This is a genomic window from Gracilimonas amylolytica, assembly GCF_002911695.1.
GTDB classification, from domain to species: Bacteria; Bacteroidota; Rhodothermia; order Balneolales; family Balneolaceae; genus Gracilimonas; species Gracilimonas amylolytica.
The window spans coordinates 53,237-79,131 of the sequence record NZ_PQBS01000008.1 but is presented as its reverse complement, the minus strand read 5'-3'; the positions used below and the strand labels follow the sequence as shown (position 1 = coordinate 79,131).

Genomic DNA, 25,895 nt, shown 5'->3' with positions numbered 1-25,895 from the left:
AGCATTGCAGGAACAAAGTACGTTAGTAAAAAGTGAAGATGACTCGTTTGAAATGGAATCGGTTGACCGGATCATATGGAGCCATAAAGAGGACACCGGTCCCGTTGTTGTAATTTTTGCAGGTATTCACGGTAACGAAGTAGCCGGAGTACACGCCTCACGGCGACTCGCACGATCCCTTTCTGAAAATACAGATCGGCTCAACGGTTCTATTTATATGATAAGCGGGAACCTAAAAGCGTTAAGGGAGGGAGTTAGATATCTTGACCGGGACCTTAACAGGCTTTGGGGAGAGGTTTCCAATGGAGCTCTTGAAAATGAAAGTAACGATTTAGGCTCTCCTGAACTGGAAGAAGCCGATGAGTTACTTGCTACTCTGAATGAGGTTGTCAATGAGCACCGTTTTGTTACGCAGGATCTCAAGTTTATTGACCTGCACACCACTTCAGCCGAAAGTTGCGCCTTCATTTTTTTTAACGACACACTAGAGAATCGTAAAAGCGCCAGCTACTTCCCGGTTCCACAAATACTGGGAATCGAAGAAACCATTCATGGAACCCTGCTAAGTTATATCAATGATCTTGGATATCCTGCCATTGGTTTTGAAGCGGGCAAGCATGAAGCTATAAGTTCGATCGATCGAACGGAGGCTTTTCTGTGGCTGTATTTACATCATATTCAGGTATACACACTCAAGCTCAGGGAGGTTCACTACTACGAAAAAATGATGCATGGGGATTCTGAGATTGAGGACAGCTATTACGAGATCAGCTATCATCATTACGTGGACGATGCCTCACAGTTCAAAATGAAAGAGGGTTTTTTGAATTTTGATCCGGTTTACAAAGGTGACCTTCTGGCAAATGAAAAAGGAGAGCCGATATATGCCCCGAAAAGTGGACTGATCTTCATGCCTTTGTACCAAACGAAAGGCAATGACGGTTTTTTTATTTTAAAGGGAAGGTCTGCCTTCTGGCTTGAAATGTCGTCCAAACTTCGTGGCTCATTTATAAACAAATACCTCCATTTGCTTCCGGGGGTTGAAAAGGAACAGGAGAGGGTGTTTACAGTAGATCTTAAAGTTGCAAAATTTTTAGTTAAGGAGATCTTTCACCTGATGGGGTACAGAGTGATCCGGAAAGATCCGCATACACTGATCTGTTACAAACGATAAACAGAAACGGGGTGTATCTTAAGGTGGATTAAAATCATAAAATAATTTTGTCGGGTGGTTCACACATTGTGTATGTTTATAGACTGATTTTAGTGATAAAACCTTTGAACATTTTTTGATACTTCATAATGAAGAATGACTATGAATTTATTGATGGAACCCGGCTCTCATCGGTTATAGAGGCATTGATATTTGCCAGTGATGAGCCCATTCCCGGGTCCAAGATCCGTGAGATCATTGTTGAAAATGAAGAACAGATCGAGATCACGGAAGAGACCGTTTCAGATTTTGTAGATAAACTGAATGAGAGATATGACGAAAACGGGTTGAGTTTTCGTATCCAGCTTTTGGGCGGCGGTTACACCTTTGTGACGGAGCCTAAGTACCACTATTGGCTTAGTATCTTTCAGCACGAAAATGCCTATCGGAAATTGTCTCAGTCTGCCATTGAATCACTGGCAATTGTGGCGTACCGGCAACCCATTACCAAGCCGGAGGTGGATCAGATCAGAGGAGTCGATTCCGGATACATCCTGAGGCAGCTGATGGAAAAAGCCCTGATCGAGGTTTCCGGAAGAGCGGACAGTCCCGGTAAGCCCCTGTTATACCGAACTACCAAGCATTTTCTGAGACATTTTGGGATCAATTCGGTAGATGAATTGCCAAAACCACGTGAGATCGATGAGATCCTTAAGGATGATGATATGGCCGAGCACCGTCAGTTATTGATGGAGCGGCAGCTTATGATCGATGAAATGGATGAGGAAGATTCTGATCCCCTTGAAGATATTGTAGAAGAAATGATCGAGGAGAAACAAGAAGAGGAAGGATCGGTTCAACCCGAAGAAATGAACCGTAAGTCGGATGAAGCCGATGAAGCGGATGACGACGAAATTAATAAGAATAAAGACAGTGAAGCCAACGAGGAAGAATGAGTAAAGGCGGTAAGAAAAAATACAAGAACAAAGCAGATAACAAGAAGGCACAAACGGTAGATCAAAATTATTCTCAGGATGAGAAGATCCGGCTGAATAAATTCATTGCCCACGCCGGTTTTTGTTCAAGACGGGAAGCGGATGAGTATATATCTGCCGGAAAGGTGATGATCAACGGTCAGGTGACCACAGAACTGGGTACCAAAGTGCGCCGAAAGGATTCGGTGGTTGTTGATGGACAGAATCTGAGCCTGGAGCCTTTTGTGTATCTGTTGTTGCATAAATCCAAGGATGTGATCACCACAACGGATGATGAGAAAGACCGTACGACTGTGATGGATCAGATCGAGGATGCCACGGGATATCGCGTTTACCCGGTGGGCCGATTGGATAGAAATACGACCGGCTTGCTGATCCTGACCAATGATGGGGACCTGGCTCATCGGCTGATGCACCCAAGTTACAGTGTTCGAAAAACCTATCAGATCACCACAGACAGACCATTAAGCGAAGCTCAGCTTGAAGAGTACCTGAATGGAGTTAAGCTGGAAGATGGTGTGGCAAAGGGGTATAACATCACCCAGTTCATGGATGATCCGAATACTTTTGAAATGTCTGTTTTTGAAGGGCGAAATCGCCTTATCCGACGTATGGTAGAATTTCACGGAACGGTGGTTACCAAGCTGAAGCGAATCGAATACGCAGGGCTTACTCTAAAGGATGTACCTATGGGTCGCTGGAGGTTTCTGAGGCAGAATGAAATTAATAACCTCAGAAAATTGGTTAAACTGGACACTCTCGATTTCAATAAGAATAAATAAATTTACTATTTATGGAAGTTAGCAGTATATCGATCTCAACCGGACAGGTTCCCTCAACCGAAGGCTTGCCGATCCGGTATGACCTCTATTCACCGATCTCTCGGAATGGTTTGAGTTTTCCGGTGATCCTTTTTCTACATGGCTTTAAGGGGTTCAAAGACTGGGGCCCGTTTCCGGATGTGTGTGAAGAACTTGCCCGTGCCGGTTTTGGTGTGGTGGCTATGAATTTTTCACTGAATGGGATCGGTGAGAATAAAACAGAATTCACTGAAATGGACCTGTTTGAGAGAGAGACGTTTTCTCAGGACCTGGATGATATTGGAACGGTGATCGAAGCCCTTCAAAAAGGGGAGATCTCTGACAATCACTCAAATCTAAATACAGATACTATTGGTTTGCTTGGGCATTCCCGTGGTGGCCATACAGCTATTGCTGCTGCCGTTGAATACGCCCCGGTTCAGTGCCTGGTCACATGGTCTGCACCGGCTGATTATCGAGAACGCTGGACAGACGAGATGAAAAAGGACTGGAAGGAACAAGGATATACTGAGATCGAAAACAGCCGTACCGGGCAAAAAATGAAAGTCGGAAAGGTGGTTTACGAAGATTCCATAAATAATGCAGAAAGGGTCATTGCTATTGAACGCGTGAAAGAACTTAGGATTCCGACCTTATTTATTCATGGCCGGGATGATGAATCGGTTCCTCACACTGACTCAGAGCAATTGCATATCGCTTGTGAGGGCAAGGAAAAGGAACTCAGACTGGTTGCCAATGGCACACATACCTATGGAACTGCACACCCATTTGAAGATGAAGATTTTCCAAAACCCTTCGCTGAAGTTTTAGATTGGACGGAAGGTTGGTTTGTGGAGTACCTTAAATAGAGCGATTTAAACTCACACAGGTTCATTCAGGCTGATCATTCGATCAGCCTTTTTTGTTTGTAAAAACTCTCTAAAAGAAGCGCTTACATTCATTTGACTGATATTTTAAGGTTTCATTTAGTGAAAAATTAGAGTATTGTCCTACGTACTTACACTAACCCAAATAAATCAATAGTTATGATGAAAAAGCTACTACAACTTAGCAGTTGCTTTATGTTACTGCTATTTGTTTCAGTTGGAACGCTACATGCACAAACAGTTTCCGGTGTTGTAGTTTCTGCTGAAGACAATGAACCGTTACCTAATATTACCGTTTTGGTTGAAGGTACCAATAAAGGTACAGCCACTAATCTTGACGGTGAATATGAATTAGAACTGACAAGTAATGAATTTCAAAACGGAACACTTGTGTTTTCAGGTGTTGGTTTTGTCCGTCAGGAAGTTGCTGTAAATGGTCGCCAAACCATTGATATAGAACTCGCAACAGATACTCAGCTATTGGATGAGGTAGTTGTTGTAGGTTTTGGATCCATTGTCCGGGAAGACATGACCGGTAATATTGCAAGTGTTGACAGTGAAGAGCTTTCTGCTGTGCCTGTTAACAGTTTTGAATCTGCACTTCAGGGTAAAACCTCAGGTGTATTTATTCAAAAAAGTAATGGTAAGCTTGGACAGGGTATTAACATTCGTGTTCGAGGTACATCTTCCATATCTGCAAGTAGTCAGCCGCTTTACGTGATCGACGGTATTCCGGTGATCTCCGAAAGTCAGTCACAAACAGCTGATACTAACCCTCTTGCTGATCTTAATGTTGATGATATTGAATCTGTGGACATTCTGAAGGATGCCTCTGCAGCAGCTATCTACGGTTCACGTGGTGCGAATGGTGTAATTCTGATCACTACGAAATCAGGTAAAGCCGGTGAGACTCGAATTAATGTAAGTTATGAGCGAGGCATTAGTACCGAAACCAATCGTGTGGAATTTTTGAATGCTGATGAATATGTTGAATTATTTACAGAAGCTGCAGAGCGCTCACCATTTGGCGATCTGTCAGGATCTTATCTAGAAAATAACTGGTTTGATTTCTTTGCTCAGGGCACTGACTGGCAAAATCGTGAGATAGATACAAACTGGCAGGATGAAGCTTTTCAGGATGCCAGCAATACGGATTTTGGTGTTCAGATAAGCGGGGGTACTGAAAAGACCCGTTTCTTTGTATCCGGTGGATTCAGTGATCAGATCGGTATTATTCGTGGAAATGAGTTCAACCGAATGAATGCCAGACTGAATCTGGATCATTCTGCTTCAGATAAATTTGAAGTTGGAATGAACCTCGGTCTTTCCAGAACGGAAAATATTCGTGTATCAAACGATAACGCTTTCTCAACTCCATTACAGGCAATTGCACAGTCACCGCTGTCACCCGTTTATACTCCACAATTTGAGAACGGTAATTTGACAGGTTTCAGCGATGTGCCAAACGAAAATACCTTGTACTACAACTTCCTGAGACATGTTCAGGGTGTGGATAACAACCAAACGGTATTTAGAAACATTGGTAATCTGTATGCAAACTATGAGATCTCAAGTAATCTTGAATTTAGAAGTGAAGCCGGTTTGGATCTGCTTTTCCAAAATGAAGATTATTTTGCGGATAGTAACACGAACGTTGGTGAAAATACCAGCGGTTATGGTGATTCACGATGGGTAAATCTGGTTAACTATACATTGAATAACTATCTGACTTGGAATCAGCAATTCAATGACAACCATCAGCTGACTACCGTTGCCGGTGTGACATTGGAAAGTTCTGACCGATATCAAACCTTTGTTTCCGGTACAAACTTCCCAACTGATAGTTTTCGAAAATTAGCCAGTGCGGCTGAAATTACTGGTGGTAACACAACTGAAACTGCATATAAATACCTATCGTATTTTGCACGTGCAAATTACAAATTCAGCGACCGTTACCTGTTATCAGGTAGTGCCCGTGTGGATGGATCTTCCAGATTCGGTGAGAACTCCAGATATGGTTTCTTCCCTGCAGTTTCTGCCGGTTGGATCATATCTCAGGAAGATTTTCTGAGTGATGTAGAAGCCCTTAGCTTCCTGAAGTTGAGAGGTAGTTATGGACTGACAGGTAACTCTAACGTAGGTAACTTCCCATCACGTGGTCTTTACGGTGGAACCGGTTATGCTGGCAGCTCCGGGTTGGTGCCATCACAGACTCCTAATCCGGATCTGAAATGGGAGCGTACGGCACAGTATAACATCGGTCTTGATTTTGCACTCTTTAGTGACAGAATCGGTGGTGAGATTGATTACTACGTGAAGAAAACAGATGATCTTCTATTGAATGTGAATGTACCTGCAACCACAGGTTATACTTCACAGCTGAGAAACGTTGGAGAACTGGAGAATAAAGGTTTTGAGTTTGTGATAAATACTCAAAATACGACAGGAGTTTTCAGGTGGAACACCAACTTTAATATAGCTTTCAATAAGAACAAGGTCACGAATTTAGGTGGTCAGGTCATTGAAGGAGGATTCCTTAATCGCGCTGTTGAAGGTGAACCCATTGCCGTCATGTGGGGAAAAGAATATGCCGGTGTTGATCCTGACAATGGAGACGCGCTGTATTACTTACATAGTGCAGACGGCAAAGACTATGATGCTGGAACTACTAATGATTATTCTATAGCCAACAATGTAGTTATAGGTGATCCTAACCCTGATTTTGTAGGTGGACTTACAAATAACTTTAACTACAGAAATTTTGATCTGGGTGTTTTAATGCAGTTTGTTTATGGTAATGACATCTACAATGGTGGTGGACGTTATCAGTCAGCTAACGGTGACTTCTTTGATAATCAAACCGTAGATCAGCTTAACCGCTGGCAAAATCCCGGTGACGTAACTGATATACCTGAAGCAAGATTGTTTGGTTCCAATGGTAGTAACCCATCCTCCAGATATATTTCAGATGGTTCTTATCTCAGACTTAAGTCTGTAACATTAGGATATACCTTGCCACAGGACCTTCTTTCCAGATTACAACTAAGAGATGTCAGAGTGTATATGTCTGGTGTGAATCTTCTGACCTTTACCGATTATGAAGGCTGGGATCCGGAGGTAAATACTGACCTTTATGATCTGTCTAATAACCTTAACATTGGTAATGATTTCTATTCTGCACCGCAGGCCAGAACCATTTCCTTTGGTATAAATATTGGATTCTAAAACAGGTTAATTCAGATAATTTTTAAAAAAAAGTTTATATGATTATGAAAAAACTAAAATTAATAGCAGGAACACTTTTCTTAAGTGCATTTCTGTTCACAGCGTGCGACGGATTGCTGGATACTACTCCAAAGCAGTCCATTGATGCCACTGAGGCATTGACAAATGCAGAGAATGTAAAGTCTGTACTGATTGGTGCTTACGATGCAATAGGTGGTGGTGACCTGTATGGTGGCTGGTTCCTAATGATGCCGGATTTTCTAGCGGCCGATGATGAGTTTGATTTTTCCGGAACCTTTTTTGGTCCGAGACAAATTAGACTTAAGGAACAACAGTACGATAATGCAAATGCAACCGGAACCTGGATTGATGCCTATGATGCGATAAACATTGCAAATAGCGCATTGGATGGTTTAGATCTTCTGGAAGGCGATGAAAGAGATCGTGTAGAAGGTGAAGCTAAATTCATCAGAGGACTGATCTATTTTGATCTTGTACGTCTGTACGCAACGCAATACGTAGCTGGTGGCCCAAATGGTCAGGCCGGTGTACCGTTGGTATTAACACCTACAACCACCATTGACGAATCAAGTAATGTTGCCCGTTCAACGGTTGGTGAGGTATATGCACAGGTAATCAGCGATCTTACTGACGCTAAAAGTTTGTTATCTGATGTCAATCCTGTTCGTTCATACTATGCGAATTCAATGGTAGCAAGTGCTGTTCTCTCCAGAGTGTATCTTCAAATGGAAGATTATGACAATGCACGTATTGAAGCCGATCGCGTGATCGCGTCAGGTAATTATTCATTGACAGACACTTATGCTGATGCATTTAATAACGTAGAGAATTCTACTGAAGATATCTTCTCGATGCAGGTAAGTGCGCAGGATGGAGCAAATAGCATGTTTACATTCTATAGTGCTGACAGTCGTGGTGATGTTGATATAAATCAGGCTCATGTGGATGAGTATGAAGCTGGTGATGACAGACTCAATTTATTCTATAATGACCCGAGTGATGGCGTATTACGCTCAGGTAAATGGAATGATGGAGTGAATGGTAACGTCCAGCAGATTAGATTAGCAGAAATGTATCTGACTCGCGCCGAAGCAAATTTCAGAGAAGGAGTACCTTATGTAGGTGCAGACCCGATCGATGATTTGAATGAAGTGAGAGATCGTGTGAACCTGCCTACTTATACCTTGCCAACAGAATTCGACCTTAATGATATTCTTTTAGAGCGAAAGCTGGAATTAATGTTCGAAGGTCAATTGCTTCATGACATCAAAAGAACACAAGGTACTGTAGGAACACGCAGTTATGATGATCCTAAGTTAGTACTTCCGATCCCACGCCGTGAGATCGACTCTAACCCAAATCTATGTCAGAATGCAAGTTATACAGGTCCTACCTGCTAATTTGAAGGCATAGAATACTAAATTTTAAAAAAGCACCGGTTCTCCGGTGCTTTTTTTATGTCCTTAAATAAATACAAATCCATGAAATATTTCTATCAATCATTTATACTACTTTTAATACTTCTAACGGGTTGTGATTCAAGTCAACCCTTATCTGAGAAAGGGGCTCTTATGATCATAGGCGGAGGCAGTCGTCCCGATGTGATCATTGAGCGTATTCTGGATGAATCAGATCTGAGTGATCCCGATGCCTTTGGCCTGGTGTTAACCATGTCAGGCTTTAATCCGGACACATCAGGTTTTTACGGTGAAAAGCCCTTCAGGGATAATGGCTTCGAAAATATGTATTCATTTGATCTCGGAAGAAAGGATAGTGTAACGTCCGGCGCCCTGGATTCTGTTCGAAACGCAGCCTTCATGTACATTGCCGGTGGCGATCAAAGTCGCTTCATGAAGCAAGTTGAGGATCACCCTGAGATAGGAGAAGCGATTTATGAAGCTTATTCAAGTGGAGCGGTCATATCCGGTTCCAGTGCCGGAGCTGCAATTATGAGCCGCATTATGATCACCGGAGATCAGGCAAAGCATCCGGAATACACCTCAACCTTCTATCACCTTGAAAAAGATAATCTGGTCACCAATGAAGGACTTGGTCTGGTTGAAGGGATCATCGTGGACCAACATTTTGTGAAACGGGCTCGAAATAACCGGCTCATCACAGCAGTAATGGAGTATCCGGATCATAAAGGAGTTGGAATTGATGAATCAACCGCTATTTTAGTAAGAGGTGATCGTGCTGAAGTTGTGGGTTTATCTCAGGTACTTTTATATGGCAATAGTGGAGAACCTTCGGTCACTGAGTCGGGGCTTTTTAAAGGTGAGGGTTTGAGCCTTGATATTTATACACACGGTGATTCTTTTTTGATCCGATAAGTAAATAACCGTAAAGTCATAGTCTTAGATGAAACTTTTTACACAGTAATTTCGATTAAAGACTTGATTTGATGTCAAACTAACCACACCTTCAAACATAATTTAACCAATACGAACTAACCTAATATTTATGAACTATAGAAAATTCAACGGTACAACGCTTACTGTACTTTTTCTGAGTCTCGCCTTTGTTTTTGCAGGGTGTAAGACCGCGGAGAATGCAGCTCAGGCGAGCAAACCGTCAAGCAGTAACAGTGCCCGGGGTGGCGCAGGCAGCGATGACGGAATGAAAAAATTCAGTGACGTCATTACAGATGAAGCTGAAACAGATGAAGGACTCTTCAACGTCCACAAAGTGGATGAGAAATATTACTACGAAATTCCTGACGAGCATTTAGGTAAAGAAATGCTTCTGGTAACCCGTGTGGCCAAAACTGCCGATAACATCGGTTACGGTGGCGAAAAGCTGAACACTCAGGTGGTACGCTGGGAAAAGAAAGATGACAAGATCTTACTTCGTCACGTTTCGTACGAGAACGTAGCCTCAGAGGAAGAACCGATTTTTGAAGCCGTAAAGAATTCAAATTTCGAGCCGATCATTTCTTCATTTGATATCGAAGCTTTGAATGAGGATTCAACCGGATCTGTGGTTGAGATCACCAGCCTGTTTACCTCTGATATTCCATCCCTGGGACTTCAAAGCAGCCGCAGAAGAGCCTATCAGGTTCGTAGATTGGATGGCAGCAGAACTTTTATTGAGCACATCAACAGTTATCCTGAAAACGTTGAAGCACGTAACGTGTTGACGTATGATGCCGGTGAGCCTCCATCAAATTCTTCAACCGGTACCATTTCCATGGAAGTGAATCACAGTATGATCCTGCTTCCTGCTGATAAAATGAGACCTCGTGATTACGATCAAAGAGTTGGATTTTTCAGTGTACAAAAAACTGAATTCACCAAAGATGCCCAAAAGGCAAAAGCGATTCGCCACATTACCCGATGGAAGCTCGTTCCTAAAGATAAGGAAGCTTATATCGCATGGCTGAACGGCGAAAGTGATGAATTGGTGGAACCGGAAAATCCGATCATTTATTACGTTGATCCGGCCACTCCTGTGAAATGGAGAAAGTATCTATTACAAGGTGTGGATGACTGGCAGGTAGCTTTTGAAGCCGCCGGTTTCAAAAATGCCATTATGGGTAAACTACCTCCTTCTCCGGAAGAAGATCCTGAATTCAGCCCGGAAGATGTACGCTACTCTGTGATCCGCTACTATGCATCACCCATTCAGAATGCCTACGGTCCTCACGTTCATGATCCAAGAACCGGTCAGATCCTGGAAAGTGATATTGGCTGGTACCATAACGTGATGAACCTGCTCAGAAACTGGTTCTTCATTCAAACGGCAGCGGCTAACCCGGATGCACGTGGTGTTGAATTTGATGATGAGATCATGGGCGAACTGATCCGTTTTGTATCTGCTCACGAGGTAGGTCACACGCTTGGTTTCCCACATAACTGGGGATCCAGTTTTGCATACACGGTAGATCAGCTCAGAGATCCTGAGTTTACATCCAACAACGGTACGGCTCCATCTATTATGGATTACGCCCGTTTCAACTATGTTGCCCAGCCGGGTGACGGCGTTACCAATTTCTATCCGGCCGTTGGTCCATATGACAAGTGGAATGCCAAGTGGGGTTACACCTGGTTCCCGGAAGACTGGAGTGATGAAAGGATCAAAGAAACCCTGAATGAGTGGGTAGTTGAAAGAGCCGACGACCCAATTTATTTCTACGGTGCTCAAACCGGTTCCAAGATAGATCCGCGTTCACAAAATGAAGACTTGACCAATAATGCCATGGAAGCCGGTGAGTTAGGTCTTGCCAACCTTCAGGTGATCACGGATAACCTGATCGAATGGACCGAACGTGATGGTGAGAATTATGAAGAGCTTCAAGAGCTTTACATGAATATCATTGGTCAGTGGAACCGATACATGGGCCATGTGCTAAGCAATGTTGGTGGTATTTACGAAAACCACAAAACCTATGATCAGGAAGGCGTTGTATATGAAGCCGTTCCTGAAGCCACCCAGCGTGATGCTATGGAATTCCTTCAGAAACATGCTTTCAGTTCACCAAGCTGGGCTTTTGATAAGGAGATCCTGGATCGTGTGAATCAGGCTACGGCTGTTGAAAGTTTCAGAGGCGCACAAGCCGGTGTATTAAGTAGCCTTGTTGATGGCCGTCGTATTGCCAGACTTATAGAGTTTGAAAGACGTTCTGATGAGGATACTTACACTGCCTTTGAGATGATGGATGATGTTCGAAACGGCATCTTCAGCGAAGTACGTGCCGGAGAGAACATCGATGTTCACCGCCGTGCCCTGCAGAGAGCATACGTGGAAGAAATGGAAGGATTGATGACTGAAGAACTACAGGGCGGCTGGTGGGCCGGTAACTCTGTGGATGTCAGCCAGTCTGATATTCGTGCCAATGTCAGGAATCAGCTTAACATCCTGAATCGTGACATCACCAATGCTCTGAGAGCCGGTGGTCTGGATCGTCCAACAAGAACGCACCTGGAAGATATTCAGGCTCGTGTTCAGGACATTCTGGATGGCAATGACTGATCAGTAACTACTGATAGTTAAGACCTTACAAACCCCGTGCACTTTAAGTGTACGGGGTTTTTTTATGGAGGGAATCCGGTTCAGCTAAAAAATTTAACAACCCGAAAATTGTATTAAGTGTCTGAGTTGTTTATAGTTCCGCCATAAAACCGAAATCAAATAAAGCGCTATGAAACGTCAAATCCTCAAATTTCTATCAATCATCACACTGTTTGTACTGTTGATGATACCGACTCAAAATTTGTTGGCTCAGGATCTGAATATGGAACTCCTGAAAGGTATTGAGCCAAGAAATGTCGGGCCTGCCGGAATGAGTGGCCGGATCACAGCTATTGATGCTATCGATATTTATCAAAAGAACCCAAGTATCAGCGAACAGTGGAAAGATCAGATCTAAGCCCGTTTAAAAAGATCGATCCGGTAACGAAGAACTGAAATTGATCAGTGTTGTGAGGTAACCTGTTATTCTGCATGAATGACAGGTTGCTTTATTTCAGTATGATCTTAAATTTATAGACGTCACGTTAAGCAAAAAACCCTATGGAAGGACTCATCGAATTTTTTGAGAATGTACCCACAACCTTCAGAGCCGGAATTCTGGTAGGCGGAATTTTCTTGTTCTGGGTGATTGAAGGGGTGTTCCCTTTATTTGAGTTTGGGTATAAAAAAGTCAGGCATGCAGCATTGAATTTGATCCTGAACGCCTTTTTTGTGGTGATAGGACTGGGTTTTGCGGGTATTTTAGTGTGGTCATCCGAATATGTGACAGCCAATGAATTTGGAGTGCTGCAGTGGATAGAGATGCCGGTGTGGGCACAGGCCGTGGTTGGGGTGATGTTGCTCGACTTCTTTGGTGCATACCTGATTCATTGGATCGAGCACAAAGTGAGATTCATGTGGAAGTTTCATCTGGTTCATCACAGCGATACCACTGTAGATGTAACCACCGGTTTACGCCATCACCCGGGTGAAGCCGTGTTCAGAATGGTATTTACGATCATTGGGGTCATTTTCGTTGGGGCGCCGATATGGATCATTTTTCTATATCAAAGTATATCTGCTTTGTTTGCCCACCTCACTCACGCCAACATCAATATGCCAAAAAAGATCGATCGGGCCATTTCCTGGGTTTTTATAACACCGCTGATGCATAAGGTTCATCATCACTACACACAGCCACTAACCGATACCAATTACGGTAACATCTTTGCGATCTGGGACCGAATATTCGGAACCTTTGCTGAAGTGAACGATATCAAAGAGTTGAAGTATGGTATTGATACCCATATGGATCCTGAGGAAAATGATAATCTTGGGAATCTTCTTAAGATCCCGTTTCAGCCCTATCGCCCGCCAACAGATGCTAAATTTGGGGAGAGTTCGGAGATAGAGATCACGAAGGGTAGAAAATAACGGGTGTTGACTTATCAAATTATGTTCTAAACAGGCTTTTCATCCTGAAAAGAGCTAGTGATCTGTACTGATTCATTAAGTCTTTCGACAGCACTGATCATTATAAAGCTATTTCTTTGAGGGTAAGAGCAGGCTAACAAGTATCCCAACACTTACCACCACAAAGGTACCCACCGGATTTAACCACAGAAACTCAATGGCTTTGTTGTACCCTTCGGGCATTAAACTCCAGGGAAGGATAAAGGCATACTCCCCGGCTGCAGCATTGTAGAAAAGTCGGTCGAAGAGGAACACGGAAAACATGCCGGAGATCAGTCCAATCAATGCACCCGTTCCGGTGGCTCGTTTCACCCAAAGCAATAAAATGAAAACACCTAAGATAGATCCATAAAAGTAGCTGCCGATCTGATTCACCAATTCAATGATAGAGCGTGTTTCTCCCATCAGAAGTGCTGAAACGGTGGCCAGTGCTCCCCAGAAAAACGTAACACCGCGGGATGATTTTACATAATGAGCTTCCGTATGCAGGTCTCCCTTCAATCGCTGATACCAGTCCACAATGGAAACGGTGGTGAGTGCATTCAACTCACTGTCGATGGAACTCAGAGCCGCGGCAAATATACCGGCTACAATGAGCCCGACTATACCAATGGGAACAAAATTAAGGATGAAATAGGGAAAGATGTAGTTCGTGTCATTCACATCGGCCTGACTGATCTCAGCCTGCAGGGAAAGTTCCGCATTTCGGGCCTCATTTAGCTGCGCATCGGTCTCTACAAATAGCCGCTTGGTACTTTCATTACGATTTTCAACAGCCTCAAAGGCGGCTTCTTTTCTTGCAAGGTGGGCAACCTGATAATCTTTTAGGATCTTTTGCTCGGCCAGTTGTTGCTGTTCGGTTTGGGCGACCGGTTCGGAACTTCGGAATGAAGCGGGGGCGGAATTGAAGATGAAGAAAACGTATAACATCACCCCAAGCAGCAGAATGAAAAACTGCATAGGGACTTTAGCATAGGCCGTCAGTAATAATGATTTCCGGGCGTTTTTTACTGAATCAGTGGTGAGATAACGCTGAACCTGGGTCTGATCGGTTCCAAAATAAGAGGCCATTAAAAAGAATGCAGCGATCACACCGCTCCACACATTATACTTTTCAGTGAGGTCAAAGTTAAGGTCCAGAGCGGTTAACTTATCAAGGGAACCGGCTAAGTAAAGAGCCCCGTCAAAGCCTACTTCCTCTGGTAAGTGGTGCCAGATCAATCCAAAGCAAAAAACCAGGCCAAACATCATCACGATCATTTGCTTGACATCGGTGTTGATCACCCCGGCAATACCCCCAACTGTAGTGTACATGGTTGCAATGATGCCTATGATCAGGATAGTGATATTCAGTGGAAGCCCGAGTAATAAGGATAGAACATAAGAAGGGGCGGCGATCACAACTCCGAGAGCCAAACCCCGCGAGATCAGAAACAAGCCGGAAGTGGTAAGTCGGGTTTTTAGGCCAAAACGTTCTTCAAGGACTTCGTAGGCCGTGAAATTCTGCATCTTACTGAAAAACGGCACCAGAAACATACAAATGAAGATCATGGCAAAAGGAATAGCCAGATAGGTTTGTACAAATCTCATGTCTTCAACATAGGCAATGCCGGTAGTACCGATAAATGTGATGGCTGAGGCCTGGGTAGCCATGACTGACAGTCCGGCTGCCCACCAGGGCATGGATCTGTTTGCAAGCAGGTATCCCTCAATAGTAGAGGCATCTTTTCCGCGACGGGTTCCATCCCAGATGGTATATCCCAGAAAGGCAATAAGTACTAACCAATCGATCCAGCTCATTTAGGGCAAATTGAACGTTGAAGTGAACCAAAAGAAAAGGAGTATGTAAACAACACCAAGTATGGCAACTACGGTGTAGTCGGCACGCCATTCGGTATCAAATTTTTGGTCAGTATTTTTTTCTTCCATGCCAGATAATAGTTATTGTGATCTATTATTGAAAGTATTCGCTAATATTAACCCAAATCAAAAAAGGGCTGACCGTCACAATGATGAAACAAACAGGAAAGTTCCTCGGTTTTTTTATTGGTATAGTCGCATTCTTGATCCCATTTATATTTCCTGCTCCGGAAGGGCTTACTGATGCAGCCTGGAGAACAGCCGGTATTACCCTGTTAATGGGGTGCTGGTGGATAAGTGAGGCTATCCCCATTTCTGCTACGGCGTTAATACCGATCGTATTATTCCCGGTATTTGATATTGTTCCTATTTCCGATGCCACCTCTCCCTACGCTAATCCACTTATATTCCTGTTTATGGGAGGATTCATCATTGCGGTGGCCATGGAGCGATGGAATTTACACAGCCGGATTGCACTTTCTATCATAAATACTGTTGGAGTAAAGCCATCTTAAATAATCATTGGTTTCATCATAGCATCTGCCTTTTTAAGCTTGTGGGTGAGCAATACAGCAACGGCTATCATGATGTTGCCCATTGCGCTTTCCATACTCAATTTGAATGTTCGTAATGATTCGGATGGGCCGACAAATTTTGAGATCGTTCTGTTACTCTGTATTGCCTATGCCTGTAACATTGGAGGGATCGGAACATTGATCGGGACTCCACCAAATGCATTACTTGCCGGTTTCATGCTTGAGAACTATGGATATGAGATCAGCTTTTTCAGGTGGATGCAGATCGGAATTCCATTGGTGTTGGTGAGTTTACCACTCATGTACCTGGTTCTGACCAAGATCGTATTTCCCATTAAAATTGATGAACTGCCGGGTGGAGCCGAATTGATCGCGAAAAAGATCAAAAACCTTGGAAAGCTATCTGTTCAGGAAAAAAGAGTAGCAGCCGTATTTGTTTTAACGGCGGTATTATGGATGTTTCGCCCGTTATTATCCAATTTGATCCCGGGCTTATCAGATGCAGGTATTGCGATCGGGGCCTCCGTGCTTTTATTTATTATACCGGCGGGTGGAGATGAAAAGCGAGTGTTATTGGTGTGGGAAGATACCCGAACATTACCCTGGGGAGTATTGATACTTTTTGGAGGAGGGTTGAGCATGGCATCTGCCATCAACGAAACCGGGCTGGCCGCCTGGATCGGTTCAGGGATCGGAAGTTTCAGTACGTGGCCGGTCTGGGTCATTGTAATAATAGTTGTGGCACTCATCGTATTTTTGACAGAAATGACGAGCAATACGGCATCTACTGCTGCCTTTCTGCCTATTCTTGCCTCCGTTGCAATTGGGTTGGGAGAAAATCCACTCTTATTGGCTATTCCAACCGCCATTGGTGCAAGTTGTGCCTTTATGCTTCCGGTAGCTACACCTCCCAATGCCATTGTTTATGGAAGCGATAAGATCACCATACCTCAAATGTCGAAAGCCGGTCTTTGGCTTAATGCCTTAATGATCGGCTTGATCTCACTTGCCGCACTTACGATCGTAAGCTGGTTCTTTGGGATCGAGATCGGTGTGTTACCAGATTGGGCAAGCTAAACAAGTTCAACTAAAGGTGATCAAAAACCCGAAAGCTTTCTTTGCCGTAATGAAATAGAAGATCAAGGATACTCAGTCCCGGAATAAAATTACCACGCCCCTGCCGATAAACTGGGTGTTTTTTGAGTGCCTGAACATGACGATCACTTAACCACTGATAATTCTTTGCCTCATGTTCCTGATAAAGGACTTCAGCATTTAGATTGTTTGAAAATATATCGGGATCAGGATCGAATTCTGTGATCTGACTCGCAAGCTGAAAATTGACCTCATATTCCATGTAAGAACTTAGTTGTTCAAAGAATGAGATATTGAGGTCTATCAACTTCTCAAAGTTGTGAAAATCCCGAATATCGGCTTCAAGTTCTTCCGCAAAAAAATCGAACCAAGTGGCATCAGAATAGTTATGAAGCAGGGCATTCCAGAATGGTTCGATCCAATCCTCGGTATGATCAATACAAACCTCGCCAATGGCTTTCTTTTTGTCTTCGGTCCTGATGGGGATGTTGATCCACTGCAGTCCGTGTTCCCCTTTGATCGCTGCCCGATGAGTACGTCCTTTTCTTGACCACCTTTCGAGGTCGTTCCATATCACCTGATCCGCTTTAAGCATGGAGGCCAGGTCAAAGAGGTTCGGAGCAAATTGTGGTTGGAGCAGAGCCAGCTTCAATGGCTTAAATTTAGCGGTTAAAATTTCTTATCTTTATAGGCTGAAAATAGAAGAATTCAACTAAACAAAATAACACATGTCAGTTCGCGTACGATTTGCGCCTTCACCTACCGGATTTTTACACATTGGCGGCCTCCGGACCGCACTTTACAACTATCTGTTTGCCCGTCATAATGATGGTGCCTTTGTTCTCAGAATTGAGGATACCGATCAGTCCCGTTACGTAGAGGGAGCTGAACAGGATATCATCGATTCCCTGGAGTGGGCCGGAATGGAAATAGATGAAGGGCCCGGCAAAGGCGGTGAACATGGACCTTACCGGCAAAGTGAGCGCAAAGATATTTATCATAAGTATGCCAAGCAGCTGATCGAACAGGGTCAGGCGTATTATGCCTTTGATACGGTAGAAGAAATTGATGAGATGCGAGAACGACTGAAGGCGTCCGGGAACCCATCCCCGAAATATGATGCCATCACGCGTCAGTCTATGAAAAACAGTCTGACCCTGCCTCAGGATGAGGTTGAAAAGAGACTGGAAAATGGAGATGAGTATGTGGTTAGATTGAAAGTGCCTCGAAAGGAGACGATCCGCTTTGAGGATGAGATCCGTGGCCATGTTTCCTTTGATACGGAAGGGCTGGATGATCAGGTACTGCTTAAATCAGATGGTATGCCAACCTATCACCTGGCTAATGTGGTGGATGATCACACCATGGAGATCACCCATGTGATCCGTGGTGAGGAGTGGTTGAGCAGTACACCAAAGCATATGCTGTTGTATGATGCATTCGGCTGGGAGGCTCCAAAAATGGCGCATTTGCCACTGATCATGAGCCCGAGCGGTGGTAAGCTTTCCAAGCGAAAAGCAGAAAGCGAAGGCATTCCGGTTAATACAAAAGATTATATCTCAGGTAATTATGAGCCGGATGCCCTGGTTAATTTCCTTGCTTATCTGGGATGGAGTCCGGGCGATGATTCTGAGATCCACACCATGGAAGAATTATGTGGTTTGTTTACACTGGATCGGGTTTCCAAAGGGGGAGCCGTTTTCAACTTCAAAAAACTGATGTGGTATAACGAGAATTATATTCGCGAGCATTCAGTTGAAGAACTCAAACCGCGGGTTGAGGCGTTGTTCCTGGGTAAAGGTTTTGACATCCCAAGCGATGAATTCCTGACTACCGTGATCGAGTTGTTGCACGAACGGGTTTCTAAAGTAGATGAATTCGTAAGCATGGGTGCTTTCTTCTTTGAAGCTCCTGAGGCGTATGATGAAAATGCTCTCAAGAAATGGAAGGATGACAGCCCACAGCTGGTGCTTTCTTACAAAGCGAAGATCGAGCAACTATCGGATGAAGATTTTGAAGCCGCCACTCTTAAAGATAAGCTCAAGGAAACCATCGAAGAGCATGAAGTAGGCTTTGGAAAACTGATGATGCCATTGCGTATTGCTGTTTCCGGTCAGGGTTTCGGTCCGGATCTGTTTCCGGCCTTAGAACTGATCGGCAAGGAGGAAGTACTGAAACGAATTGACACCGCTCTCGAAAGACTTTAAGAACGGTCCAATTCTATAAAAACCTGTAGAAGTAAAAAGGCGAGTCATATGACTCGCCTTTTTTATTTGAAAAATCTTTATGTGAACAGACCTGATCAGGGATTATCAAAATCATCCTCAGTGGATTCTTTGCCTTTGGCCTCAGCCAGTGACCTGATCTTGATGCCGGCATAGGCATAAAAGATCGTCATGAATGGACTGATCAAGTTAAAGAAGGCGAAAGGGAAGTAGGCAAAGGTTGAAACCCCCAGTACATTAGCGTGATAAGCCCCACAGGTGTTCCACGGAACCAGAACGGATGTCACGGTACCGGAATCTTCAAGGGTTCGGCTCAGGTTCTCAGGTGCCAGTCCTTTTTCTTTATAAGTGTCGGTGTACATTCGCCCGGGCACCACAATGGCCAGGTACTGATCGGAGGCTGTCACGTTAAAGAACACGCAAGTACCTACGGTTGAGGCGATCAATGAACCGGTTGAGTTAACCAGAGTGATCACAGCTTCAGCGATACGCTTCAGCATGCCGCTTGCTTCCATAACTCCGCCAAATATCATGGCAGATATGATCAGCCAGACGGTGCCAAGCATGCCATACATGCCACTTGAGCTTAGCAGGTCATCCACGATAGCGTTACCGGTCACAATGCTGATGTCGCCATACATGGCCATCATCACCCCAACATAACTGGACTCCCAGGAATGCTGCTCATAACCTGATACAACATGAACCACATCAGGCTGAAAGATCAGGGCAAATAATCCACCTAAAAGAGCACCCGAAAGAATGGAAGGAATGGCCGGGATCTTTTTGATGATCAGGAAAACGACAATGACAGGCACAATAAATAGCCAGCCATTAATATTAAATGCGCCATCAATGGCTGCAAGGATCTTGTCAGTATCCATAACCTGTGCATCACCGCCGTACATAAAGCCAAGGATCAAAAACAACACTAATGAAATACTAATAGACGGAACCGTTGTATAAGCCATGTAGCGAATATGGGTGAACAGGTCGGTTCCCACCATGGCGGGGGCCAGGTTTGTGGTATCAGACAGTGGCGACATCTTATCGCCAAAATAAGAGCCAGAAATAATGGCACCGGCAACCATGCCTGGGTTAAGTCCAAGTGCGGTTCCAATACCTACCAGGGCAATACCTACTGTGGCAGCGGTTGTCCATGAGGAACCGGTAGCCACAGCTACGATCGCGCAAACCACACAGGCTGCAAATAAAAAGATAGTGGGATTAAGGATCATCAACCCGTAGTAGATCATGGCCGGAACAATACCACTGAGCAGCCATGTACCGGCCAGTGAGCCGATAAGAAGCAGAATGATGATGGATGACATAGCGGAACTGATACTCTTCACAATGCCTGATCGGATTTCCCGCCAGTTAAAGCCTAACCTGAATGCGACTAAACTTGCAACAGCCGCTGAGAGCATTAAAATGATCTGATTGGAACCATCCAGCGAAGCATCCCCGAATATGCGCACATTTATAAAAAGTGCAATGATCAGGAAAATGATAGGGACAAAAGCCTGAAACAGGGTTGGTTTAGAGTATTTGTAGGTCATTTAGTTTGATTTGATCGAATTTACAACGTGAAAATTCAGCTGATGTTAGCAGGTCGCCTATTTAATGAATTATTCAGTAAAAGTTAAGCGGAGCCAAAACTTTTTACGAACCGCCTAAAAAGAGAAATGGTTTTCGTGCTTTATATCTGTACTTCCGGGTGAAAATGTACGCTCCGAAAATTCAACCTTACCTTCCTTGTCAATGAGCAAAACCGTGGAACAGCGGGTTCCGTAATTCTCGGTTTTGATAAAAATGGAAGAAATAGCTTTTTCGAGATCACGGGGAATACCTGTGACAGGCAGGTTTTCCTCATCAGCTTTGGTTTGATCCTGCAACAGATCAAAAAGCTTCTCTTTGTTGATCCGGTCTGAGTCTATGATCTCCTTCATTTGCTTATTGGCAGCGTTCAGTTTTGGCCACGGGGTATCTAACAAGGCATTGCTTAGCCCGTGTACCCCCGGTTCAACGACGGTCATCCGTTTACTTTGGTTTGAAAAATGATAAAAGTGTCCACTATCCCAAAGCAGCAGATTAAAACCGTTGTAATCCTGAGCCGTCTCAGAAAGATCCTGTAGATACTCAATGGCCGGTTGATTTGAGGTCAGATAATTCATGACCAGCTCGCCTCTTGAAGGTGGATCTTCCCTGACATTAGCCGGGTCACGGTAGTTGGTAAGTGCTCCCCAGCGTCCATCTTTGTGAATACCCAGCCAGGTACCACCGGCTTCAAGATCTTTTCCGGCCAGTATGTCCGGGTGACCTTCTTGTGTCCAGAATTGAGCAGGGCGGGTTGGGCGTCCATAAAATTCATCCCTGTTACCTGCCAGGATCAGCTCATATTTTGGGTGGGCTTTGTAGGCAAATGTGATCAGGCACATATAAAAGGATAAGATTAACTTCGTAATTTTTGATGAATCTAAGCATATTCTGAAACCTATTTTAATTTTTTCGTAGAGTAGTACATGCAAAAGGGCAAAAAAGACTTTAGGGATCTGTTGATCGTGATCATCGGCATAGCCGGTATGATCTGTTACTTCTTCACTATGTCGGGCGTGCATCCCTTCCGAGTGACACAAGTTGATGTACCGCCCAAGGAAATTCTCGCCAAAGCTGATTCGGTGTTAAAAAACTGGCAGTATCAAACGCAGTCCTTTTATCCTGTGGCTAACTTTCAGGCAGAATCAGGTTTCATGGATTCTCTTCAGAAGAAAACAGGAAAAAAGAAACTGGATGAGTTTTTAGAGGAATCTGAGTTTTTTGAGCACTTGCCTATCTTTACTTGGCGGGTAAATGAAGTATATAACGAAGAAGTGGAAGAGGAGATCACCCTCGATCTGAGGTTAGACACACAAGGTCGGGTAGCTGCCTTTAACTCCAATGAGTATCTGATCCTTGAACAGAGGCCATTTAACAGAACGGCCATTCAGCATGTTTATCAGGAGGAGATCCCAAATTATTCACGTATTCTGGAAGATTCACTGATCACTGACCTGCTCAATGTTCAACATCTGAACGGTTCCGTACAGTACAGAAACCAAAACAGTGTTTTACCTGAACAGTTTAGAATATTCAGTGATAGTCCTGAAGCAGAGTTTTTTACAGAAAAACTGGTATGGAGGCACGCAGATTTCTATCTGAAGCGGTCGGTCTGGGATCATTTTGAACTTACTCAGGATTCCGTCCGCTTTGTAGATGAAGCTAATATCAGATACGCTAAAGCGTTTTTCAGTTTAGATGATCCGCGATCTGAGGCTTCTGTTTCCCTGACTCTCGACCTGTTGCCGGCGGAGCTTTGATGGGGATGAACTACACTTTAATGCCACAAGTGGGATCAGGCAGTTCGGGGCTGTCAGCTGTATTTGATTCTTTGGCCATGCTTGTGATCTTTATTTTTGTGATCTGGCTATTTTTCATTTTCTACCTGCGCATTAAGGCTCGTGCTGTCGATACGCGCCCGGCCATGGTGGTGGCAGTATTGGCAGGATTTGCCATACCGGGTTTCTGGGTTCTTCAGTTTCTGAACTCATTTGATTTCATACTACAGGTACTTGATTTGAGTCAGGTTTTAAATGGAATGCTTTTTATTGGAGTGATGGGGGCCATCAGTGCGGTTGCATTTTTTGTGTTGACGGCCGTAAGCGATTCGGTAACCCGACAATACTGGCCCGAGAAATTGAAGAGTTGGGACCTCATCAGGAATGGTTTGTTTATCAATAAGCCGGTAGGCTGGGCAATCGTTAACGGGATCGGTATTGGCGGTCTGTTAGCGGGTATCACCGGCCTATTCTTGAATTTCATTCCCGATGCATATATATCAGCAGGAAACGGTCTGCTTTCCGATCAATTTATTCTTCCTTCGGTAGCAAATTTATTGGTTACGGTTATCACCGTGTTACTGGTTATTGTGGCGATCTATCTGATCATTGGGAATCAGATCAAGGGATTGATCAACAAGGACTACATCATACCGGTACTCAGTGCAGTCTTATTTGGGTTGATGGATGTTCTGCCATTTAATATTGAACCGGATCTTTTGAATCGCCTCATGAGAAGTGTGGTTGGTTTATTGTTGGGGTATTTCTATCTGCGCCATGATTTTCTGACCGTGATCCTGGGATTCTTTGTTTACCTGAATTTCCTTTCAACATTAAAAGGGTGGGTTTTAAGCAGTTCTCCGGATGCCAATACCTTTTACCTGTTTTTAGTGGTGCTGGTATTTGCCGCAATGCTTGGTATTTACTTTATCCTTAAAGGAAGCGAACGAAAGGAATTGCCTGAGTATGTGCCAACGTACATAGAAGATCAGGCCAAGGAACAGAGGGTAAAGCAGGAACTCTCAATTGCCCGTGCGGTTCAGCACACATTTTTACCATCTAAGATTCAAAGTCTTCCCGGTATCGATATGGCTGGAATATGTATCCCTGCTCAGGAAACCGGGGGTGATTATTACGATATGATCTCACTGGGAGAGCAGCGTGTTGCGCTGGCTATAGGGGATGTAAGTGGGAAGGGAATCCGTGCAGCTTTTTACATGACCTTCACGAAAGGAGTACTACATAGCCTGAGTGCACTCATCCTTTCTCCGGTGGAGTTGTTAAATCAGTTGAATAGACTATTCAATGAAAATGCCACAAGAGGAACCTTTATTTCTATGATCTATGGTATTCTTGAGGCAAAAAAAAGAACCTTCACCTTTGCAAGGGCGGGCCATAATCCGATGTTATTGGTTAGAAAAAACGGCACATCAGAGTGGATCAAACCCAAGGGGTTGGGTATTGGTGTCACTAAAGGAGATAATTTCATCGAGAATATAGAAGAGGCTGAGCTGAAACTGAAAGAAGGTGATGTCTTGATTCTATACACCGATGGGATCAGTGAAATGCTGGATGCCGGAGTGCGATTTTATGGAGAAGATCGTTTACAGGAATTGGTCAGGAATATTCGTGACGGTTCATCAGAAGAGATCATGAAGCGAATTGTAAGTGATGTGAACGAATTTAAAGGTCTTGCCAAGCAACACGATGATATGACGCTTGTGATCATAAAAGCGGATGCTTCTGCCAATCAGTAAGGGAATTTTCCGTATCATTGGGCTGTGATCATCCGCACCACAATTTCATAATCAGTTTTACTCATGGCACTTAGTCAGTCTGTAGAGGACTACCTCAAAGCAATTTACATATTACAGACAGAAGGAGAGACGGCAACCACTACAAACATTGCCAATGCTCTGGATGTTTCCTCAGCATCAGTCACTAATATGTTTAAAAAGCTGGCTAAGATGAACCTTTTAAAGTATCAGTCATATAAAGGAGCTACGCTTACCAATGCCGGAAAAATGATCGCCCTGGAAGTACTCAGGCATCATCGGTTACTGGAATTGTACTTAAAAGATGTGATGGGATATTCATGGGATGAGGTACATGATGAAGCGGAGAACCTGGAGCACCATATCTCTGAACAATTTGAGGATCGTATTGCTGAACTATTGAATCACCCCACTCATGATCCACACGGTGATCCCATTCCCACAAAAGATGGTGTAGTTCCCGAAATGGCGAGGCTATCGATCACAAAAGCAGAAGTCAACGTTAGTTATGTAGTGGGGAGAGTGAAAGATCAGGATCCGGAAAAGTTGAGATATCTCGAGCAGATCGGGATCATACCCGGGGTCAGGGTTGAGATCCTTGAAAAAGCCCCTTTCAATGGTCCGGTCAAGATCAGGCTGGAAGGTGAAAGTGAGCAGGTTGTTGGGCATGCCGTGGCGAGCGATGTGTACCTGCTGGATGTGGATCAGTAAAGCGGTTACAGATCGTTAATTTAATTTAGGTATGGCCTGACTTCGATCCCGTTTTTCAGCATTTCATTTTTGAGGTCTTTGATCTCTACTTCCCTGAAGTGGAAGATACTGGCAGCCAACACGGCATCGGCATCAGCTTTCAGAACGGCATCCACACAATGTTGGATATTTCCTGCACCTCCGCTGGCAATAACAGGGATGCGTACCAGCTTATTTACTTTTTCCAGCAGATCCAGATCGAAGCCGGCTTTGGTTCCATCCCGGTCCATACTGGTCAGCAGGATCTCACCGGCACCGCGTCGTTCAACCTCCTGCATCCATTCAAGAGCATCCATACCGGTATCCTCTGTTCCACCTTTGATAAAAACATGCCAGCTGTTTCCGGTTTTTTTGGCATCAACGGCGGCTACGATGGCTTGGGCTCCAAAATTTCGGGAACCTTCGTTAATGAGATCCGGATTCTTGACGATGCTGCTGTTCAGGGAGACTTTATCGGCACCCGACTTGAGAAGCTCTTCGATCTCATCGATCGTTTTGATCCCTCCGCCAACGGTAAACGGAATATTGATCTCTCGGGCAATTTTAACCACCAGATCTTTAAGTGTTTTTCGTTTTTCGAGAGTAGCGGTTATGTCCAGAAATACCAGTTCATCTGCACCTTCCTCACTATAACGTTTGGCGAGTTCCACCGGATCACCGGCATCACGCAGACCTTCAAAATTGACACCCTTAACTGTTCGCCCGTTCTTGATATCAAGGCAGGGGATAATTCTTCTTGTTAACATAAACTTATTGGTATTCTAAAAAACCGATCA

General features: G+C 44.1%; 20 protein-coding genes and 1 pseudogene. 15 read left to right on the top strand and 6 right to left on the bottom strand.

Annotated features, from left to right (window positions below):
- Positions 1 to 4: 4 nt before the first annotated feature.
- From C3B73_RS02200 to C3B73_RS02155, 10 genes are all read left to right on the top strand, one after another.
- Positions 5 to 1,174, top strand: coding sequence for a succinylglutamate desuccinylase/aspartoacylase family protein (locus C3B73_RS02200; protein WP_103664001.1), 1,170 nt, complete (start codon positions 5 to 7; stop codon positions 1,172 to 1,174).
- 128 nt (positions 1,175 to 1,302) lie between these two features.
- The gene (gene scpB / locus C3B73_RS02195; RefSeq protein WP_232802942.1) at positions 1,303 to 2,109 is read left to right on the top strand and encodes an SMC-Scp complex subunit ScpB; all 807 of its coding nucleotides are present in this window, start codon (positions 1,303 to 1,305) and stop codon (positions 2,107 to 2,109) included.
- On the top strand, positions 2,106 to 2,930 hold the full coding sequence (locus C3B73_RS02190) for a pseudouridine synthase (protein WP_103664000.1): 825 nt from the start codon (positions 2,106 to 2,108) through the stop codon (positions 2,928 to 2,930). The genes scpB and C3B73_RS02190 overlap by 4 nt, the downstream gene beginning before the upstream one ends.
- 11 nt (positions 2,931 to 2,941) lie before the next feature.
- Positions 2,942 to 3,817 carry an alpha/beta hydrolase family protein gene (locus tag C3B73_RS02185; protein ID WP_103663999.1) on the top strand — a complete coding sequence of 292 codons (876 nt, stop codon included), beginning with the start codon at positions 2,942 to 2,944 and terminating at the stop codon, positions 3,815 to 3,817.
- Between the two features lie 177 nt (positions 3,818 to 3,994).
- Complete coding sequence (locus C3B73_RS02180) at positions 3,995 to 7,060, top strand: SusC/RagA family TonB-linked outer membrane protein (RefSeq protein ID WP_232802940.1); 3,066 nt, start codon at positions 3,995 to 3,997, stop codon at positions 7,058 to 7,060.
- A gap of 44 nt (positions 7,061 to 7,104) precedes the next feature.
- A complete protein-coding gene (locus tag C3B73_RS02175) occupies positions 7,105 to 8,481 on the top strand; it encodes a RagB/SusD family nutrient uptake outer membrane protein (RefSeq protein ID WP_103664011.1) in 1,377 nt (458 codons plus the stop codon).
- Between the two features lie 81 nt (positions 8,482 to 8,562).
- Positions 8,563 to 9,414: a cyanophycinase gene (locus C3B73_RS02170; RefSeq protein ID WP_232802938.1), complete on the top strand. Its 852-nt coding sequence runs from the start codon at positions 8,563 to 8,565 to the stop codon at positions 9,412 to 9,414.
- Between the two features lie 130 nt (positions 9,415 to 9,544).
- Positions 9,545 to 12,052 carry a zinc-dependent metalloprotease gene (locus tag C3B73_RS02165; protein ID WP_103663997.1) on the top strand — a complete coding sequence of 836 codons (2,508 nt, stop codon included), beginning with the start codon at positions 9,545 to 9,547 and terminating at the stop codon, positions 12,050 to 12,052.
- Positions 12,053 to 12,221: 169 nt separating this feature from the next.
- A complete protein-coding gene (locus C3B73_RS02160) occupies positions 12,222 to 12,449 on the top strand; it encodes a hypothetical protein (RefSeq protein ID WP_103663996.1) in 228 nt (75 codons plus the stop codon).
- 143 nt (positions 12,450 to 12,592) lie between these two features.
- Positions 12,593 to 13,465 carry a sterol desaturase family protein gene (locus C3B73_RS02155; protein WP_103663995.1) on the top strand — a complete coding sequence of 291 codons (873 nt, stop codon included), beginning with the start codon at positions 12,593 to 12,595 and terminating at the stop codon, positions 13,463 to 13,465.
- A gap of 108 nt (positions 13,466 to 13,573) precedes the next feature.
- Here C3B73_RS02155 and C3B73_RS02150 read toward each other — a convergent pair whose 3' ends face one another.
- Both C3B73_RS02150 and C3B73_RS14135 read right to left on the bottom strand, forming a co-directional pair.
- Complete coding sequence (locus C3B73_RS02150) at positions 13,574 to 15,304, bottom strand: sodium:solute symporter (RefSeq protein WP_103663994.1); 1,731 nt, start codon at positions 15,302 to 15,304, stop codon at positions 13,574 to 13,576.
- Positions 15,305 to 15,433, bottom strand: coding sequence for a hypothetical protein (locus C3B73_RS14135; RefSeq protein ID WP_269800972.1), 129 nt, complete (start codon positions 15,431 to 15,433; stop codon positions 15,305 to 15,307).
- 80 nt (positions 15,434 to 15,513) lie between these two features.
- On the opposite strand from C3B73_RS14135, the pseudogene C3B73_RS02145 reads away from it, so the two are divergent.
- A pseudogene (locus C3B73_RS02145) lies at positions 15,514 to 16,977 on the top strand (SLC13 family permease).
- A gap of 10 nt (positions 16,978 to 16,987) precedes the next feature.
- Here the strand turns inward: C3B73_RS02145 and C3B73_RS02140 are convergent.
- Entirely contained in the window at positions 16,988 to 17,647 is a 660-nt protein-coding gene (locus tag C3B73_RS02140; RefSeq protein ID WP_103663993.1) for a WbqC family protein, read from the bottom strand.
- A gap of 76 nt (positions 17,648 to 17,723) precedes the next feature.
- Here C3B73_RS02140 and gltX point away from each other — a divergent pair, with 76 nt between their 5' ends.
- Positions 17,724 to 19,202 (top strand): glutamate--tRNA ligase, encoded by a 1,479-nt coding sequence (gene gltX / locus C3B73_RS02135; RefSeq protein ID WP_103663992.1) that lies wholly within the window; start codon positions 17,724 to 17,726, stop codon positions 19,200 to 19,202.
- A gap of 95 nt (positions 19,203 to 19,297) precedes the next feature.
- Here the strand turns inward: gltX and nhaC are convergent, their stop codons facing one another.
- Complete coding sequence (gene nhaC, locus C3B73_RS02130) at positions 19,298 to 20,779, bottom strand: Na+/H+ antiporter NhaC (protein WP_103663991.1); 1,482 nt, start codon at positions 20,777 to 20,779, stop codon at positions 19,298 to 19,300.
- A 114-nt stretch (positions 20,780 to 20,893) separates the two neighbouring features.
- Entirely contained in the window at positions 20,894 to 21,658 is a 765-nt protein-coding gene (locus C3B73_RS02125) for an NRDE family protein (protein ID WP_103663990.1), read from the bottom strand.
- Between the two features lie 84 nt (positions 21,659 to 21,742).
- Between C3B73_RS02125 and C3B73_RS02120 the strand changes: the two genes are divergently transcribed.
- The 3 genes from C3B73_RS02120 to C3B73_RS02110 all read left to right on the top strand — a co-directional run bounded on the left by C3B73_RS02120 (position 21,743) and on the right by C3B73_RS02110 (position 25,080).
- Positions 21,743 to 22,576, top strand: a complete 834-nt coding sequence (locus tag C3B73_RS02120; protein WP_103663989.1) for a hypothetical protein — start codon at positions 21,743 to 21,745, stop codon at positions 22,574 to 22,576.
- A 5-nt stretch (positions 22,577 to 22,581) separates the two neighbouring features.
- Positions 22,582 to 24,351, top strand: coding sequence for a PP2C family protein-serine/threonine phosphatase (locus C3B73_RS02115; protein ID WP_157939399.1), 1,770 nt, complete (start codon positions 22,582 to 22,584; stop codon positions 24,349 to 24,351).
- A gap of 63 nt (positions 24,352 to 24,414) precedes the next feature.
- Complete coding sequence (locus C3B73_RS02110; RefSeq protein ID WP_103663987.1) at positions 24,415 to 25,080, top strand: metal-dependent transcriptional regulator; 666 nt, start codon at positions 24,415 to 24,417, stop codon at positions 25,078 to 25,080.
- A 20-nt stretch (positions 25,081 to 25,100) separates the two neighbouring features.
- On the opposite strand, the gene hisF is transcribed toward C3B73_RS02110, so the two are convergent.
- Entirely contained in the window at positions 25,101 to 25,865 is a 765-nt protein-coding gene (gene hisF / locus C3B73_RS02105) for an imidazole glycerol phosphate synthase subunit HisF (RefSeq protein ID WP_103663986.1), read from the bottom strand.
- Positions 25,866 to 25,895 lie beyond the last annotated feature (30 nt).

Excerpts from the sequence above, each read along its gene's own strand:
- C3B73_RS02190 (WP_103664000.1), top strand. The coding sequence starts at position 2,106 with ATGAGTAAAGGCGGTAAGAAAAAATACAAGAACAAAGCAGATAACAAG.
- C3B73_RS02110 (WP_103663987.1), top strand. The coding sequence starts at position 24,415 with ATGGCACTTAGTCAGTCTGTAGAGGACTACCTCAAAGCAATTTACATA.
- scpB (WP_232802942.1), top strand. The coding sequence starts at position 1,303 with ATGAAGAATGACTATGAATTTATTGATGGAACCCGGCTCTCATCGGTT.
- C3B73_RS02185 (WP_103663999.1), top strand. The coding sequence starts at position 2,942 with ATGGAAGTTAGCAGTATATCGATCTCAACCGGACAGGTTCCCTCAACC.
- C3B73_RS02170 (WP_232802938.1), top strand. The coding sequence starts at position 8,563 with ATGAAATATTTCTATCAATCATTTATACTACTTTTAATACTTCTAACG.
- nhaC (WP_103663991.1), bottom strand. The coding sequence starts at position 20,779 with ATGACCTACAAATACTCTAAACCAACCCTGTTTCAGGCTTTTGTCCCT.
- C3B73_RS02150 (WP_103663994.1), bottom strand. The coding sequence starts at position 15,304 with ATGAGCTGGATCGATTGGTTAGTACTTATTGCCTTTCTGGGATATACC.
- gltX (WP_103663992.1), top strand. The coding sequence starts at position 17,724 with ATGTCAGTTCGCGTACGATTTGCGCCTTCACCTACCGGATTTTTACAC.
- C3B73_RS02115 (WP_157939399.1), top strand. The coding sequence starts at position 22,582 with ATGAACTACACTTTAATGCCACAAGTGGGATCAGGCAGTTCGGGGCTG.
- C3B73_RS02125 (WP_103663990.1), bottom strand. The coding sequence starts at position 21,658 with ATGTGCCTGATCACATTTGCCTACAAAGCCCACCCAAAATATGAGCTG.
- C3B73_RS02160 (WP_103663996.1), top strand. The coding sequence starts at position 12,222 with ATGAAACGTCAAATCCTCAAATTTCTATCAATCATCACACTGTTTGTA.
- C3B73_RS02120 (WP_103663989.1), top strand. The coding sequence starts at position 21,743 with ATGCAAAAGGGCAAAAAAGACTTTAGGGATCTGTTGATCGTGATCATC.
- C3B73_RS02180 (WP_232802940.1), top strand. The coding sequence starts at position 3,995 with ATGATGAAAAAGCTACTACAACTTAGCAGTTGCTTTATGTTACTGCTA.
- hisF (WP_103663986.1), bottom strand. The coding sequence starts at position 25,865 with ATGTTAACAAGAAGAATTATCCCCTGCCTTGATATCAAGAACGGGCGA.
- C3B73_RS14135 (WP_269800972.1), bottom strand. The coding sequence starts at position 15,433 with ATGGAAGAAAAAAATACTGACCAAAAATTTGATACCGAATGGCGTGCC.
- C3B73_RS02165 (WP_103663997.1), top strand. The coding sequence starts at position 9,545 with ATGAACTATAGAAAATTCAACGGTACAACGCTTACTGTACTTTTTCTG.
- C3B73_RS02155 (WP_103663995.1), top strand. The coding sequence starts at position 12,593 with ATGGAAGGACTCATCGAATTTTTTGAGAATGTACCCACAACCTTCAGA.
- C3B73_RS02175 (WP_103664011.1), top strand. The coding sequence starts at position 7,105 with ATGAAAAAACTAAAATTAATAGCAGGAACACTTTTCTTAAGTGCATTT.